This is a genomic window from Gilliamella sp. B3464, from assembly GCF_026536145.1.
Classification (GTDB): Bacteria; Pseudomonadota; Gammaproteobacteria; order Enterobacterales; family Orbaceae; genus Gilliamella.
In genome coordinates, this window is sequence record NZ_JAFNOQ010000007.1 from 82,048 (window position 1) to 97,033 (window position 14,986).

13 protein-coding genes are annotated in these 14,986 nt (G+C 36.0%); 2 read left to right on the top strand and 11 right to left on the bottom strand.

Annotated elements, in window-relative coordinates; translation table 11 throughout:
* Window positions 1-21: 21 nt before the first annotated feature.
* A complete protein-coding gene (locus J3U57_RS09125) occupies window positions 22-1,491 on the bottom strand; it encodes a glycoside hydrolase family 32 protein (protein WP_267344497.1) in 1,470 nt (489 codons plus the stop codon).
* 308 nt (window positions 1,492-1,799) lie between these two features.
* Here J3U57_RS09125 and J3U57_RS09130 point away from each other — a divergent pair, with 308 nt between their 5' ends.
* Together J3U57_RS09130 and J3U57_RS09135 are read left to right on the top strand one after the other, a co-directional pair.
* Window positions 1,800-2,759 (top strand): aminoimidazole riboside kinase, encoded by a 960-nt coding sequence (locus J3U57_RS09130; RefSeq protein ID WP_065633752.1) that lies wholly within the window; start codon window positions 1,800-1,802, stop codon window positions 2,757-2,759.
* A gap of 4 nt (window positions 2,760-2,763) precedes the next feature.
* Entirely contained in the window at window positions 2,764-3,318 is a 555-nt protein-coding gene (locus J3U57_RS09135; RefSeq protein ID WP_267344499.1) for a sugar O-acetyltransferase, read from the top strand.
* Between the two features lie 8 nt (window positions 3,319-3,326).
* Here J3U57_RS09135 and ispC read toward each other — a convergent pair whose 3' ends face one another.
* The 10 genes from ispC to mrdA all read right to left on the bottom strand — a co-directional run bounded on the left by ispC (window position 3,327) and on the right by mrdA (window position 14,946).
* Window positions 3,327-4,505, bottom strand: coding sequence for a 1-deoxy-D-xylulose-5-phosphate reductoisomerase (gene ispC / locus J3U57_RS09140; protein WP_267348580.1), 1,179 nt, complete (start codon window positions 4,503-4,505; stop codon window positions 3,327-3,329).
* A gap of 2 nt (window positions 4,506-4,507) precedes the next feature.
* A complete protein-coding gene (deoR, locus tag J3U57_RS09145) occupies window positions 4,508-5,269 on the bottom strand; it encodes a DNA-binding transcriptional repressor DeoR (protein WP_267333995.1) in 762 nt (253 codons plus the stop codon).
* A gap of 55 nt (window positions 5,270-5,324) precedes the next feature.
* Entirely contained in the window at window positions 5,325-5,990 is a 666-nt protein-coding gene (gene deoC, locus J3U57_RS09150) for a deoxyribose-phosphate aldolase (RefSeq protein WP_267344503.1), read from the bottom strand.
* Between the two features lie 599 nt (window positions 5,991-6,589).
* Window positions 6,590-7,147, bottom strand: coding sequence for a ribosome recycling factor (gene frr / locus J3U57_RS09155; protein WP_065633748.1), 558 nt, complete (start codon window positions 7,145-7,147; stop codon window positions 6,590-6,592).
* Window positions 7,148-7,176: 29 nt separating this feature from the next.
* Window positions 7,177-7,911 carry a UMP kinase gene (gene pyrH / locus J3U57_RS09160; protein WP_065633747.1) on the bottom strand — a complete coding sequence of 245 codons (735 nt, stop codon included), beginning with the start codon at window positions 7,909-7,911 and terminating at the stop codon, window positions 7,177-7,179.
* A gap of 119 nt (window positions 7,912-8,030) precedes the next feature.
* Window positions 8,031-8,891 carry a translation elongation factor Ts gene (gene tsf, locus J3U57_RS09165; protein ID WP_065633746.1) on the bottom strand — a complete coding sequence of 287 codons (861 nt, stop codon included), beginning with the start codon at window positions 8,889-8,891 and terminating at the stop codon, window positions 8,031-8,033.
* An 85-nt stretch (window positions 8,892-8,976) separates the two neighbouring features.
* Entirely contained in the window at window positions 8,977-9,714 is a 738-nt protein-coding gene (gene rpsB, locus J3U57_RS09170; protein WP_065633745.1) for a 30S ribosomal protein S2, read from the bottom strand.
* A 1,058-nt stretch (window positions 9,715-10,772) separates the two neighbouring features.
* Window positions 10,773-11,954, bottom strand: coding sequence for a serine hydrolase (locus tag J3U57_RS09175; protein WP_065633743.1), 1,182 nt, complete (start codon window positions 11,952-11,954; stop codon window positions 10,773-10,775).
* A gap of 14 nt (window positions 11,955-11,968) precedes the next feature.
* On the bottom strand, window positions 11,969-13,075 hold the full coding sequence (mrdB, locus tag J3U57_RS09180) for a peptidoglycan glycosyltransferase MrdB (RefSeq protein WP_267333993.1): 1,107 nt from the start codon (window positions 13,073-13,075) through the stop codon (window positions 11,969-11,971).
* A gap of 2 nt (window positions 13,076-13,077) precedes the next feature.
* Window positions 13,078-14,946: a penicillin-binding protein 2 gene (mrdA, locus tag J3U57_RS09185; protein WP_267333992.1), complete on the bottom strand. Its 1,869-nt coding sequence runs from the start codon at window positions 14,944-14,946 to the stop codon at window positions 13,078-13,080.
* Window positions 14,947-14,986 lie beyond the last annotated feature (40 nt).

Here is a 14,986-nt window from a genome sequence, read left to right on the forward strand (position 1 = left end):
AAGTAGTGGGATGATTAGCAATTATTCATAAATTGATTTTAACTGCCAACTATCTAATCTTATAATTTTTGCTTGGCCATTTTCAGCAAATAAGTTAACGATTCGTTTAGCCGGTAATTTTGGATAAATACGACTCGATAAACTATATAAATCACCATTAACAAAAACCTCAACAGATGAAGCATCAACATAAATATGCAAATTTAACTTTTTAGTTTTAGGTAACCGAACACTGCGATATCCCTTTAATGCTAATCCTGAAAGACTACGATCAAGTACAATACGATTCGATTGCAGATCCACATACAATAGTGTGGCTTGCTTACCATCTGGCGTTGCCGCTAGCTGTAAACCGAAACGTTCAGCATTACTTTGGGTTAAATCAATATCGACATTAATCTCGCAACTAATTGATTCAATATCGGTATTTTTCAATTCATTATTGAGTGTTATTTCACTCAGGTTTTTAGGCTTTTCTCGTAATGCTTCAAGCTCTTTAATTGGACGGTTACGGACATTATTATTGCGATCTAAAACTAATTCGCGCGGAAGCGTAAAGGCGCCCATCCATTTATCTTGTTTACTTGGCATCATTGATTCCCACATATCCATCCAAGCAAAAATAATGCGCCGACCATCTTTTGCAACAAACGATTGTGGTGCATAAAAATCATGACCAAAATCCATTTCTTGAAATGGTTTAACTATCGAAAACGTTTTCCCAGGTTGCCAATCACCGACAATATAGCCTGATTGGAATCGGTTACGGTATTGATAACCTTTTGCTTTCATACCTTGCGGTGAAAACATCAAGATCCATTTATCACCAAGCGGGAAAAAATCAGGGCATTCAAGCATATAGACATTAGGATCGATATGACTAACCACCACGTGATCAAATTGCCACTTTTTAAAATCGTGAGAGCGATACAATAATATTTGTCCAACATCATTGTTATCCCTTTGCCCTACCACCATCCACCATTGACCTGCTTGTTGCCAAACTTTGGGATCACGAAAATGCATAATGCCATCTTCTGGGGTTAAAATAGTGCCATGTTTTTCAAAATGAATACCATCTTTACTTGTAGCAAGGCATTGAGTTTGACAAATGTGTTCATCATTCCCTTGACCTTGTAACCAAATATGACCGGTATAAACTAAACAAAGCTCACCATTTTTATCTATTGCCGATCCAGAAAAACAACCGCTTTTGTCAAACGCATCACCCGGTGCTAGCGCAATAGGTAATCTTTTCCATGTGACTAAATCATCACTCACCACATGCCCCCAATGCATCGGTCCCCAGTTTTCATCAAAAGGATGATGCTGATAAAAAGCATGGTACTGACCTTTAAAATAGATAAGACCATTAGGATCGTTCATCCATCCAGACTGTGGTGCCAGATGAAAACATGGATAGTACTGTTTATTCATTACCTTTTCTAACTGTTTAACAGCTTGATTTGCTTGATCGATTGCAATAGACATAAACTCCCCTTTATACATTCCGCATTAAATATAATTTTCATCAATATGATGACTTTAATATAGCCACCTTTCTTATCAAGCTATATTACCCTAACTTAATTGTTAACGTTAACTTTTGATCAATTAACAGGCAAAATATGTGATAATAATCACACATTTTTAACGTTAACAATGAATTTTTTTGTAAATGCTTTAGTCTATTGTTAATGACTAATTATAAAACTTCGTTTAAGCTGACTTAACTGTTTAAATAAACCAGCCATAAAGTCACAACACTTAAACCTATTAACTTTAAATTGAGTAACAAAATGAATAAAACTAAAGTCTGGTCGCTTGGCGATGCTGTTATCGATCTTTTACCATTTGGTGATATGAATTACAAAGCCTGTGCAGGAGGAGCACCTGCAAATGTCGCTATTGGTGTAGCAAAATTGGGACTTCCTTCCGCATTTATAGGTCGTGTTGGTAATGATCCTTTTGGTCACTTTATGGAAAAAACATTTAATCAATACCACGTTGATTGCCAAAGTTTAGAAAAAGATGATAACCATAGAACCAGTACGGTGGTGGTTGATCTGGGTAATAATGGCGAAAGGAGTTTTACTTTTTTAGTGTCGCCGTCTGCCGATCAGTTTCTATCTCAGCAGGCGATTCCTGATTTTAACCAAGATATTTTGCATTTTTGCTCGCTAGCTTTAGTTGGGCAGACTTGCCGTCAAACATTAAAAACAGCGATTGAAAGGTTGAATGGTAAAAAGGGTTTAATCAGCTTTGATGTCAATTTACGCGAACAAATGTGGCATGATAAAAATGAAATGCGCACAATTATTACGCAATTTTGTCATGATGCCGACATACTAAAACTTTCCGATGAAGAGCTATTTTGGTTAACCGAATCTAACGATTGGAGTGCCGCTTTAAATAAGTTACAACAACATTATGATGCAACACTCAAATTAGTTACAAAAGGTAAAGATGGCAGTGTAGTTTTATGGCATGGTAAAACATTTTCGTTCGATTCCTATCATGTTAACAGTATTGATACAACCGGTGCAGGCGATGCTTTTGTTGCAGGATTACTCAGTAGTATTGCAACGTCCGGAATGCCAGACGATAAACTTATGTTAGAAAGCATGATGACTATTGCCAGTGCTTGCGGCGCGTTAGCAACAACTCAAAAAGGGGCGTTAACTGCACTTCCTGATAGCGCTTTTTTACAATCATTTATTAGTGATAACCCTGCATTAACAGCAAAACAAATGGCGTAGCAACATGAGCGAAAAAGAGAAAATGCTAGCAGGTATGCTCTATAACCCAGAGATCGATTTACTGGCTAACGAAAGGCTTTATGCACAAGATATTTGTTTTCAAATAAACCAATTATCGCCACTAGCCAAACAGCAACGACAACAGTTATTCCAAATCCTATTAGGCAAAACTGGGCAACAGTTTACGATCATGCCTGGTTTTCAATGTGATTATGGCTACAATATTGAAATTGGCGAAAATTTTTTTGCTAATTTCAATTGCATTATGTTAGATGCGGCTAAAATTACTTTTGGCGATAATGTATTAGTTGCACCCAATTGTGGATTTTATACCTCAGGACACCCATTAGATAGTCAAATTCGCAATAGCGGACTTGAATTTGCAAAACCAATTACAATCGGCAATAACGTTTGGATCGGCGGCAATGTGATTGTATTACCTAATGTGACCATTGGCGATAACACCGTTATTGCAGCTGGTAGCATAGTTGATCGTGATATACCAAGTAATGTCATTGCGATGGGCACACCTTGCCGCGTCTATAAAACACAGCTATAACACTTAAGTTATAGCTTACTACACTGTTGTCGAGCCCACTTATCAATTACTAACACATCCTCGATAGTCTTGGGTTCGGGTAAATTGAGTTTATCTAAGGTTGCCGCAACTTGATTTGCAATATCCATAAAACCGATTTTGCGTTGTAAAAAAGCCTCGACAGCGATTTCATTGGCGGCATTTAAAGCCGTCGTTGCCGCTTGCCCTTGATTAAAAGCATCTATCGCTAATTTTAAGCAAGGATAGCGATTAAAATCGGGGGCAGTAAACGTCAATGCCGAAACTTTTGTAAAATCTAAGGGTGGTACAGTTGACAAAATACGCTGTGGATATGACATAGCATAGGCAATAGGTGTACACATATCCGGTACACCTAGTTCAGCGATGACACTACCATCTTGGTAACGTACCATAGAGTGAATAATCGATTGAGGATGAATAATAATTTCCATTTCATCGAAACTGGCATTAAATAGCCATCTGGCTTCAATATACTCTAAGCCTTTATTCATCATCGTTGCTGAATCAACTGAAATCTTTTTTCCCATTGACCAATTAGGATGCGCAACCGCCTGCTCGGGTGTAACTGAAATGAGCGAGTTTAAAGGTAAATCTCGAAATGGACCACCCGAGCCGGTTAGTACTATTTTAGTTATGCCATAATCGGCTAAATGAGCAAAGCCTAATTGTTCTTGAACGGCACAAGGTAAACTTTGAAAAATAGCATTATGCTCACTATCGACCGGTAGTAACTGTGCGCCATATTGCTTCACCGCCTGCATAAATAAATGACCACAAGTCACTAATGACTCTTTATTTGCCAGTAATATACGCTTACCTTTTTTAATAGCAGCAAGGGTCGGTTTTAATCCAGCCGCGCCAACAATAGCCGCCATAACGTAATCTACTTCCGGTAATTGAGCTAAGTCACAGATAGCTTGTTCACCACTCGATACCTCAATATCTAAATTCAGATTTAGCAAATTAGCCTTAAGCGCTATGGCAGCTTGCTCATCAGCCATAGCCACGTATTTAGGTTTAAATTCTTGGCACTGTTCGGTCATTTTGCTGACATTTTTACCGCCGACTAAGGCATAAGCTTTAAATTGTGACCAATTTTGCCGAATAACGGCCAACGTACTACAGCCAATTGACCCTGTTGAACCTAAAATTGTAATATTTTTCATCATCAATAAATTAAACCGATATTATTATCGTTAAAAAAAGTAAGGTACTGAGCGCTTGGCGCTTTATCCGTAATCACTTGATAGAACTGATTAAGTTCAGCAATAAAAGCCGGCTTAACCTGATTAAACTTGGTATGATCAGCAATTAAAATATTCTGACAAGACTTATTTAAGGCTTGATGCTTCATACTCAGTTCATCAAAATCATAACAAGTAACACCTTGTATAAGATCTATACCTGCAGCCGAAATAAAAGCTTTATTAGGGCATATAAAATCTAATTGATTATGTGGGCTAATACTGGTAAAGATGGCATTGTTAAGCTGATAATGCCCACCGCATAAAATAATTTTGCATTTCGGTTTATGTTGTAACGCTAAAAAGGCATTAAGCGAATAACAAATTGCAGTGAAGGATATATCCTCATGAATTGCATCGATAATAAAGGGGATGGTAGTACCACAATCAAAAAAAAGAGTATCGTTTTCGTTAACTAGTTGACTAACAAGCTTACCTATGTAACGTTTTTCTTCTACCTGTTTATCTTGCTGATCGCTAACAAAGTATTGGGTAATTTGATTTTGGGACTGATTAACAATATAACCGCCTAATACCGTTAAAGGTGAAGGTTGATTGTTAATATCACGCCGAATCGTCATTTCAGATACAGCTAACATTTGAGCCGCTTCTTTTAAATGAATTTTATCGGTCGATTTTAGGTACTCAATAAGTGCGTTAACTCTTTTTTGAGGTTGTGTTTCCATTGCCATTCCATTAAATAGCAATAAGCTACTTTGCAGTAGCTTATGAAAGGATCAATTAATAGTTGCTTGATGAGGTAGAATTGCCTGAAACAATTGCAATGCCTGCACTAGCGCCTAACCGTGTAGCACCAGCTTGAACCATTTTCTCAGCAGTTTGCCGATCGCGAATACCACCTGATGCTTTAACACCCATTTTATCACCAACGGTGTCTCGCATCAATTTGACATCTTCTACCGTTGCGCCTGATGTACTAAATCCAGTAGAGGTTTTAACAAAAGCAACGCCAATTTCCTTGCAAATTGTACAAACTTTTACGATTTCATCTTTAGTTAATAAACAAGTTTCTAAAATTACTTTCAATGGCACTGAATTACATGCTTTAAAGACCGCATCGATATCTTTTTTAACGGCATCCCAATCATTGCTTTTTAGCCAACCAACATTGATAACCATATCGATTTCTTGCGCACCCGCTTTAACCGCCATTTCAGTTTCAAATGCTTTTGCAGAAGTTAACATCGCACCAAGAGGAAAACCAACAACCGAGCAAACTTTGACGTCGCTACCTTTTAATAAGCTAGCGGCTAAAGGTACATAACCAGAATTCACACACACGGAATAAAAATGGTACTGCTTTGCTTCATCACAGAGTTTACGTATTTGATCTTCTGTGGCATTCATTGCAAGTAGAGTATGATCAATATACTTTGCATAATCCATAAGCTTTCCTTTAATTATTGTTAATGATGTCTAGTAAATATTGTTAGTCATTTATAAATGTTAGTAAATGTTATAAAAATAACAAATATAGCCCTATAATGTTATTTTCATCACATTATATACTTAAATTATGATAATTAGAAACAAAACTAATCACACAATATAGACAATTTAAACCAATAATTACTAAATAAAACCTCAGTTATAATTAACCGTTTTTAAGTTTGGTAATATCAATATCAACCAGTCGTGTTTACAGTCGCTCATCCATTTGATCGAAGCATAACGATAAATCATGCCTAAAACTCTTTTCTATTTAGGATTAGTACTTTTACCATGATTAGCACTCAAATTAACTTTTTTCCGAATTTACGGTTAATTAGGCATAATACTGAACTACCTATAATGGATTGGAATCATTAACCTGCTTTTGCGATGCTGACGGTGAATAGGAATTATCACTGCATCCAACAAATAAAATAATAAAACAGTAACTATCCATTTTTATGAAACATTAATTGAAAAAACCGATCTTAAGAAGCAAATTATTTACATAAAAAAAAGCCTAGTTGTTATAACTAGGCTTTTAAGCTAAAAAATTAAAATTCCATTAACTCTTTTTCTTTATCGGCGAGTACCGAATCTAACTTTTTAATCGCCGCATCGGTAGCTTTTTGAATTAAATCTTGTGATTTACGTTCATCATCTTCTGAAATTTCTTTATCTTTTAACAGTGCTTTAATCTGATCATTGGCATCACGACGAATATTACGAATAGACACGCGACCTTGTTCAGCTTCATTACGCACGATTTTTGTTAAATCACGACGGCGTTCTTCAGTTAATGGTGGCAAAGGCACTCGAATTACTGTACCTGCTGATGCGGGATTAAGTCCTAAGTCTGAAGTTAAAATTGCTTTTTCAATCATTGGTGTTAATGATTTATCAAATACTGTAATAGCAAGGGTTCTTGCATCTTCTGCAACCACGTTCGCTAATTGACGTAGTGGTGTTGGACTGCCGTAATATTCAACCATAATACCATCTAATAAGCTTGGTGATGCACGGCCTGTTCTCACTTTAGAAATATGAGTTTGAAACGCATCAATACTTTTTTCCATGCGCGATTGCGCTTCTTTTTGAATCTCATTTAGCATAATAAAAACCTTATTTAAAATAAAAAAGACTAACAGCTAACTGTTGCCTGATTATTAATTAATGTTCCTTCTGGTTCACCTAAAATGACACGGCGTAATGCACCAGGTTTATTCATATTAAACACACAAATAGGTAAATTGTGATCACGCGCTAATGTAAATGCGGCAAGATCCATAACTTTTAGTTCATCATCTAACACTTTTTCATAATTTAATGTTTTATAAAGCGTTGCATTTGGATCTTTAACAGGATCAGCAGAATATACACCATCAACTTTAGTCGCTTTTAGAACCACATCTGCTTCAATTTCGATACCACGTAAACAAGCAGCAGAATCGGTTGTAAAAAACGGATTACCTGTACCTGCTGAAAGGATAACCACCTTACCATGACGAAGTAAGCTAATTGCTTCAGTCCAACGATAATCATCACACACACCATTTAAAGGTATAGCAGACATTAAACGCGCATTAACTTCTATTCGATGCAGAGCATCACGCATTGCAAGACCATTCATTACCGTTGCTAGCATCCCCATGTGATCGCCAACTACTCGATTCATACCTGCTTTAGCAAGACCTGCACCACGAAATAGGTTACCGCCCCCAATAACAACAGCCACTTGAACATTCATTTCGATTAGTTCTTTTATTTCTTGTGCCATACGGTCAAGAACGGTGGGATCAATACCAAAACCTTCATCGCCTTGTAGTGCTTCACCACTGAGTTTTAGAAGAATACGTTTATAGAAAGGGGTTACCATATGAAGTCTCACTATTTCGTTATTTAATTACCTGACAAACTAGGTTAGCTAGCGGGTAATAATTTTAAAATATTTTGTAGATAAACAAAACCGCCTTTACGGCGGTTTTTATAAAACAATTAAGATTGTTTCGACATCGCAGCAACTTCGGCTGCAAAATCAACTTCGACTTTTTCGATACCTTCACCCACTTCAAAGCGGATAAATGTCGCAACTGTCGCTTTTTTCTCAGCAAGTAGATCACCTACAGTTTTACTTGGATCCATTACAAATGGTTGACCAGTAAGCGATACTTCACCCGTGAATTTACGCATACGGCCTTCAACCATTTTTTCAGCGATTTCACGTGGTTTACCTGATTGCATTGCAATATCGATTTGAATATTGCGTTCATGTTCAACCACATCAGCCGGAACATCACTTGGGTTAACATATTCAGGTTTACTTGCAGCGATGTGCATAGCGATATGTTTAACTAATTCTTCATCACAGCCACTGTTAGCTGCAACTAAAACACCGATACGAGCACCATGTTGGTAACTACCAACCACATCACCAGCGATTGCTTGAACACGACGAATACCAATGTTTTCACCGATTTTAGCAACTAACGCTGTTCGCTCTTCTTCAAATTTAGCTTGTAAAGCAGCAAGATCAGTAATGTGATCATTTAATGCAGCTGTCGCTACTTTTTCGCTAAATGCGATAAAACCAGCATCTTTTGCAACAAAGTCTGTTTCACAGTTGATTTCTAAAATAATACCTGATTTTTTATCAGCAGAAATTTTAGAAATAATCACACCTTCAGCAGCAACACGACCAGCTTTTTTAGCCGCTTTTGCTTGACCTGATTTACGCATATTGTCGATAGCAAGATCAATATCACCATTCGCTTCAACTAATGCTTTTTTACATTCCATCATGCCTGCGCCTGTTCTTTCACGCAGTTCTTTTACCATAGAAGCGGTAACTTCAGCCATTTTTTAATCCTCTATTTAACCATTGTGATGATTTTCATTAGAATGGGTCGATAGTGATTATCGACCCTGAAAATATTTGAGTTTATTACTCAGCTGCTGGCGCTTCTTCAACAAAGCTTTCTTCAGATACTGGAGATTGGTTTTGTTCACGACCAGAACGTACTGCATCAGCAACCGCATTTGCATATAATTGAATAGCACGAATTGCGTCATCATTACCTGGAACAATATAATCAATACCATCTGGATCTGAGTTTGTATCAACAACAGCAATGACTGGAATACCTAAATTGTTAGCTTCTTTGATTGCGATATGTTCATGGTCTGCACCAATAACAAAAATCACATCGGGTAAGCCACCCATATTTTTAATTCCACCCAAGCTATTTTCTAATTTAGCCATTTCGCGAGCACGCATTAGTGCTTCTTTTTTGGTTAATTTGTCAAATGTACCATCACTAGCTTGTGTTTCTAAATCTTTTAAACGTTTGATTGATTGACGTACTGTTTTCCAGTTAGTCAACATACCACCTAACCAACGGTGATTTACGTAGTATTGCCCACAGCTTTCTGCTGCTTGTTTAATCGCTTCGCTAGCTGCACGCTTTGTACCAACAAATAAAATTTTACCTTTACGAGCGGCAATCTTGTTTAATTCAGCTAACGCTTCGTTGAATAAAGGAACTGTTTTTTCAAGATTGATGATGTGAACTTTATTACGAGCACCAAAAATAAATGGTTTCATTTTTGGGTTCCAATAACGAGTTTGGTGTCCAAAATGTACACCCGCTTGTAACATATCGCGCATTGATACTGTAGTCATGATTTCCTCATTTTGACGTTGGGGTTATGCCTCCACATATCCGCTTTATCCGACCTTATGACTTAAAGTAAAAGGCACCCCGGCAAAGAGTAATGATATGTGTGTGTTATAACGTTAATTAAATTTTAAAATTTTTGCTTTACCTCACAAGGATTTTTTGAAAAATGAATGTGAAGAGTTGCGCGCGTTTTATACCATATTTAGATAAGGTTTGCTAGCGTTATTTCTATAAAAATAGCAACAATAGTGTTATGCATTAAAAAGAAAGTAACCTCAAAAAATAAAAATTTGAATAAATTTCGTGAACTTACTAAGTATTTTTTTAATCCACAAATATAAACGCTAGCTTTATTAATACTGTGTGTTTACACGTTAAAAATTAGCTTTACTGTCATCTTGTTAGCTTATGTCGTTAGTCTTCATTCACTTTTTAATTATGCTTCTATTCTAATCGTATTAAGAATATACAATATCAACCGATAAAAAGATGTTATAACGAGTTAAAAGAGATATTACTAAGAGTAAGTTATATTAAAATGCTTTTGTATCCTCATGCGTTAAAGATAAATTACCGTTATTTGCCGATTGTAGTGATTAAAAATTACGTGTAACAAATGACTTTTATCCCGACTTTAGCCACGCATAAAATAGTTAATATTTAGGCTAAACCGGCCAAAATTACTTTAGAAAAACGAGAGCTTATAGTAGATGAGCTAGATGTAACATCAATAGTTGCTGATCTTAAAAGTTTTAATGCGTTACATCTGGTAGATTTTTATACCGTTTGACATCGTAACGCTCTTCTTTTCAAAACGTTGTTGGAAAGATAATTTTATAAGACCAAACAGTTATCTTTTTAAAAGCGATGAGTAATAAACAGGCAATGCTCGTAAATCAAGCAAGATAGAATAAATATTGTCGCGTGACTAACAAAGTAATAAGCGCTGTAAGAACGTTACCTTTGTGCTGTGAATAAGTTGACAAATTGTTTTATGTTATAAAAAACCATTCAATAAGTTTTGACTTATTAAATGGTTTAATAAAATTTAGTTAAATACTTAGTTAAATATTTGATTGAATTTTAAACAAATCCAATCCCATACCGATCCAAAGAATCCTGTTTCTTCAACATCTTGTAATGCAACTAATGGTTGTTCATTAATAATTTTGCCATCTAATAAAAACTGCATTTTACCTACACTGGTCCCTTTAGTAATAGGTGCGTAAATATAATCATCAATAATATATTGTACTTGTACATCAGCCGAACGCCCTTTTGGCACAGTAACATAAGCACCTTCAATTGCACCCAACTGAATTTTATTTTGATCGCCATACCAAATAGATTCTGTTGTTAATGGCGTACCTGCTTTGACTGGATTAGCTGTTTCGAAGAAACGAAATCCCCAAACTAATAACTTTTTACTCTCTTCTTCACGTCCTTTAAACGTGCGTCCACCTAATACAGCAGAAATTAAACGCGTATTACCATCAACAGCTGAGGCAACTAAATTATAACCAGCAGCATTGGTATGCCCAGTTTTAATACCATCAACATTTAAAGTGGTATCCCAAAGTAAACCATTTCGGTTTAATTGTGGTTTAGATAATGTGTAAGTAAACTCTTTTTCTTTATAAATAGCGTACTCGGAAGGTAAATCATGGATTAATGCTTTTCCTAAAAATGCCATATCTTTTGCTGTTGTATATTGCCCGGGTGCATCTAAGCCATGTACAGTTTCAAAATGCGTATGCTCTAAACCTATTTTTTTTGCATATTCATTCATTAAATTAACAAAAGCACCTTGGCTACCCGCAATATGTTCAGCCATTGCGATACAGGCATCATTACCAGATTGGATGATTATTCCTTTATTTAAATCAGAAACCGAAACCGTTTTACCCACTTCTAAAAACATCAATGATGAGCCTTTTAAAATAGGATTTCCTGTTGCCCAAGCATCTTTACTTACAACGACCATATCATCATTTTTGATACGCCCTGATTGTAATGCTTGTCCAACTACATAACTGGTCATCATTTTCGTTAAACTTGCTGGATCGCGTTGTTGTTCAGCATTATATTGCGCTAAAATTTCACCAGATTTAGCATCAATTAAAATATAAGATTCAGCATCTAATTGAGGAATAGCAGGAATAGGAAAAGCCATTTCAGCTGATGCCGAAGAACAAATTGCAAGCGCTAACAAAGCAAAAGATAATTTAAATTTCTTTTTCATTTAATTCAATTCCGTTAAATATTTTTAGATAACATGTATCGATGAGTGTGAATAGACATCATAATGCCAAAACTTGCCATTAATACGACTAAGGAAGAGCCACCATAACTTATTAGCGGTAATGGTACACCAACTACCGGTAAGATTCCACTAACCATACCAATATTAATAAAGACATAAACAAAAAACACTAAAATTAAACCACCTGAGAGTATACGACCAAATGTGGTTTGAGCTTGCGCCGCAATAACTAATCCACGGATAATTAAGCATAAAAATAACACTAATAGTATTATCGTGCCGATAAAACCAAACTCTTCAGCAATAACGGAAAAAATAAAGTCAGTATGTCTTTCCGGTAAAAATTCTAACTGAGATTGCGTGCCTTCAAGCCAGCCTTTACCCCAGATCCCGCCAGAGCCGATAGCGGTTTTAGATTGAATAATATGATAACCTGCACCACTAGGATCGAGTTCAGGATTAAATAACATTAATACTCGAAGTCGCTGATAATCATGCATAAGAAAAAACCACATTATCGGTAAAAATATCGCAATTAAAATAATAGCAATAAAAATAAATCGCCAATTGATGCCAGCTAAAAATATGATAAAAATACCTGACATAACAATTAAAATTGCAGTACCTAAATCTGGCTGCATAGCAACAAGTAAAGCAGGAACAGCAATAATAATTAAAGTTTGAAAGGTATTTTTTAATGGTGGTGGACAACCATCACGATGAATAAATTTAGCGACCATTAATGGGACAGCTATCTTAGCAATTTCAGAGGGTTGAAAGCGTAAAATACCTAAATCCAACCATCGCTGCGCACCTTTACTTACATAACCAAAAATATCGACCAATAACAACATCAATATACAGAACAAATATAAATATGGCGCCCATTTTTCAAAGGTTCTAGGCGAAAATTGCGCAATTGCAATCATGACAACATAACCAAGTAAAATTTGAATTACCCGTTTTTGCATCATATCAAAATCTTGACCAGTAGCACTCCAAAGAATATAAAGGCTATAGCCAAGTAATAGTGTAATAAATAAAAAAAATAGTGGATCGATATGGATTTTTTGCCAAAAAGTTTTTTTAATATTATTCATAATTAATCTTCATGCCCTGCATGTGATGGAGTTTCATCTAATTCCGTTGAATTATCGCCTAATAGATAGTAATCCAATATTTTTCGCGCGACGGCTCCGCCATTTGAGCTACCACCACCACCATTTTCAAGCACAATGGCTAACGCAATAGTTGGTTTATCAAAAGGAGCATAAGCAACAAATAACGCATGATCACGTAAGTGTTCAGGAATTTTATGGGCATTATAAACTTCATCTTCTTTTAAACCATAAACTTGTGCAGTGCCCGATTTACCGGCTGCTTGGTATTTTGCATCAGCATAAACTTTTCGAGCTGTTCCTCGTGCACCAAACATTACCCGATGCATGCCTTCTTTAGCTAATGCCCAGTAATTGGGATTAACATCAACTAAACTATTAGTTTCAATATAATTTTGTTGATTAACTGCAGGTGGATTCGAATTGGTATTTAAAATATCGCTCTTTTTATATAATAAAAAATGTGGCGTATAAGTTTTACCATTATTAATCAAAATAGTAAGTGCTTTAGCTAACTGTATAGGTGTTGCTGTCCAATAACCTTGGCCAATCCCTACCGGAATGGTGTCACCTTGTAACCAAGCTTTTTTATAACGTTGCATTTTCCATTCACGACTAGGCATAACGGCTTTATTTTCTTCATTTGGTGAAATATCAATACCGGTTCGTTCACCATAACCGAATTTAGTCATCCATTGATGTAAACGATCGATACCCATATCATAAGCAACTTGATAAAAATAGGTATCAACTGATTCTTCAATTGCTCTTAACACATCAACGCGCCCATGTCCCCATTTTAACCAGTCTCGATATCGTCTATCGGTACCAGGTAGTTGCCACCAACCCGGATCATTAATAGTCGATTTGGGTGTGACAACACCTTCACTTAAAGCGGCAATGGCAATATAGGGTTTTACTGTTGAAGCAGGCGGATAAGAGCCAAGTAATGCTCGGTTATAAAGAGGTTTATTAGGATCATTGAGTAATTCGCTATATTTAGCATTCGATATTCCACCAACAAACGGATTAGAATCGTAACTCGGACTTGAAACCAATGCTAAAATTTCACCATTATTAGGATCAATAGCAACCACTGCTGCTTTTCGGCCAGCAAGTAACTGTTCGATATAAAGTTGTAATTTAAGATTGATAGACAGGTAAATATCTTCACCAGCTTGTGGTGGATGCTGATTAAGTTGACGAACAATGCGCCCTCGGCTATTAACTTCAACTTTTTCATATCCTGGCGTACCATGTAATACATCTTCGTAGTATTTTTCGATACCCATTTTACCTATATTAAAGGTTGCCACATAATCACTGGTTTTATTTTCATCATCTAAACGTTGTTTATCAGCAGTATTAATTTTTGAAATATAGCCAATAATATGCGTTAATGATGCGCCAAATGGATAATAGCGATGCTGTATACCCACAATTGAAACATAAGGGAAACGATGTTGATCAACAACAAAACGCGCAATTTGCTTTTGAGTTAAATTGTCCTTAAGTGGCACCGGTCGATGAGCTTTATAATTACGGCGTTCTTTTTGAAAATTTTCAATATCTTCGTCAGTCAAATTAACAATATTTTTTAATTCATTAAATTGCTCATTAAGATTTTTGATTTTATCAGGAATAATATTGAGTTGATAAGTTATATTGTTAATGGCTAAGGGTGTGCCATTGCGATCATAAATCATTCCACGGCTAGGTGGAATGGGAATAATTTCGATACGATTATTATTCGATTTTGTACTGTAATAACTAAAATTAGAAATCTGCAAATCAGCTAAATTACCGAGTAAAACCGATATTAATAATAAGATAATAACAAAAGCAAATAACACTCGCCGCAAAAACAGGTTTGTTTCTGCCGAGTGATCTCGA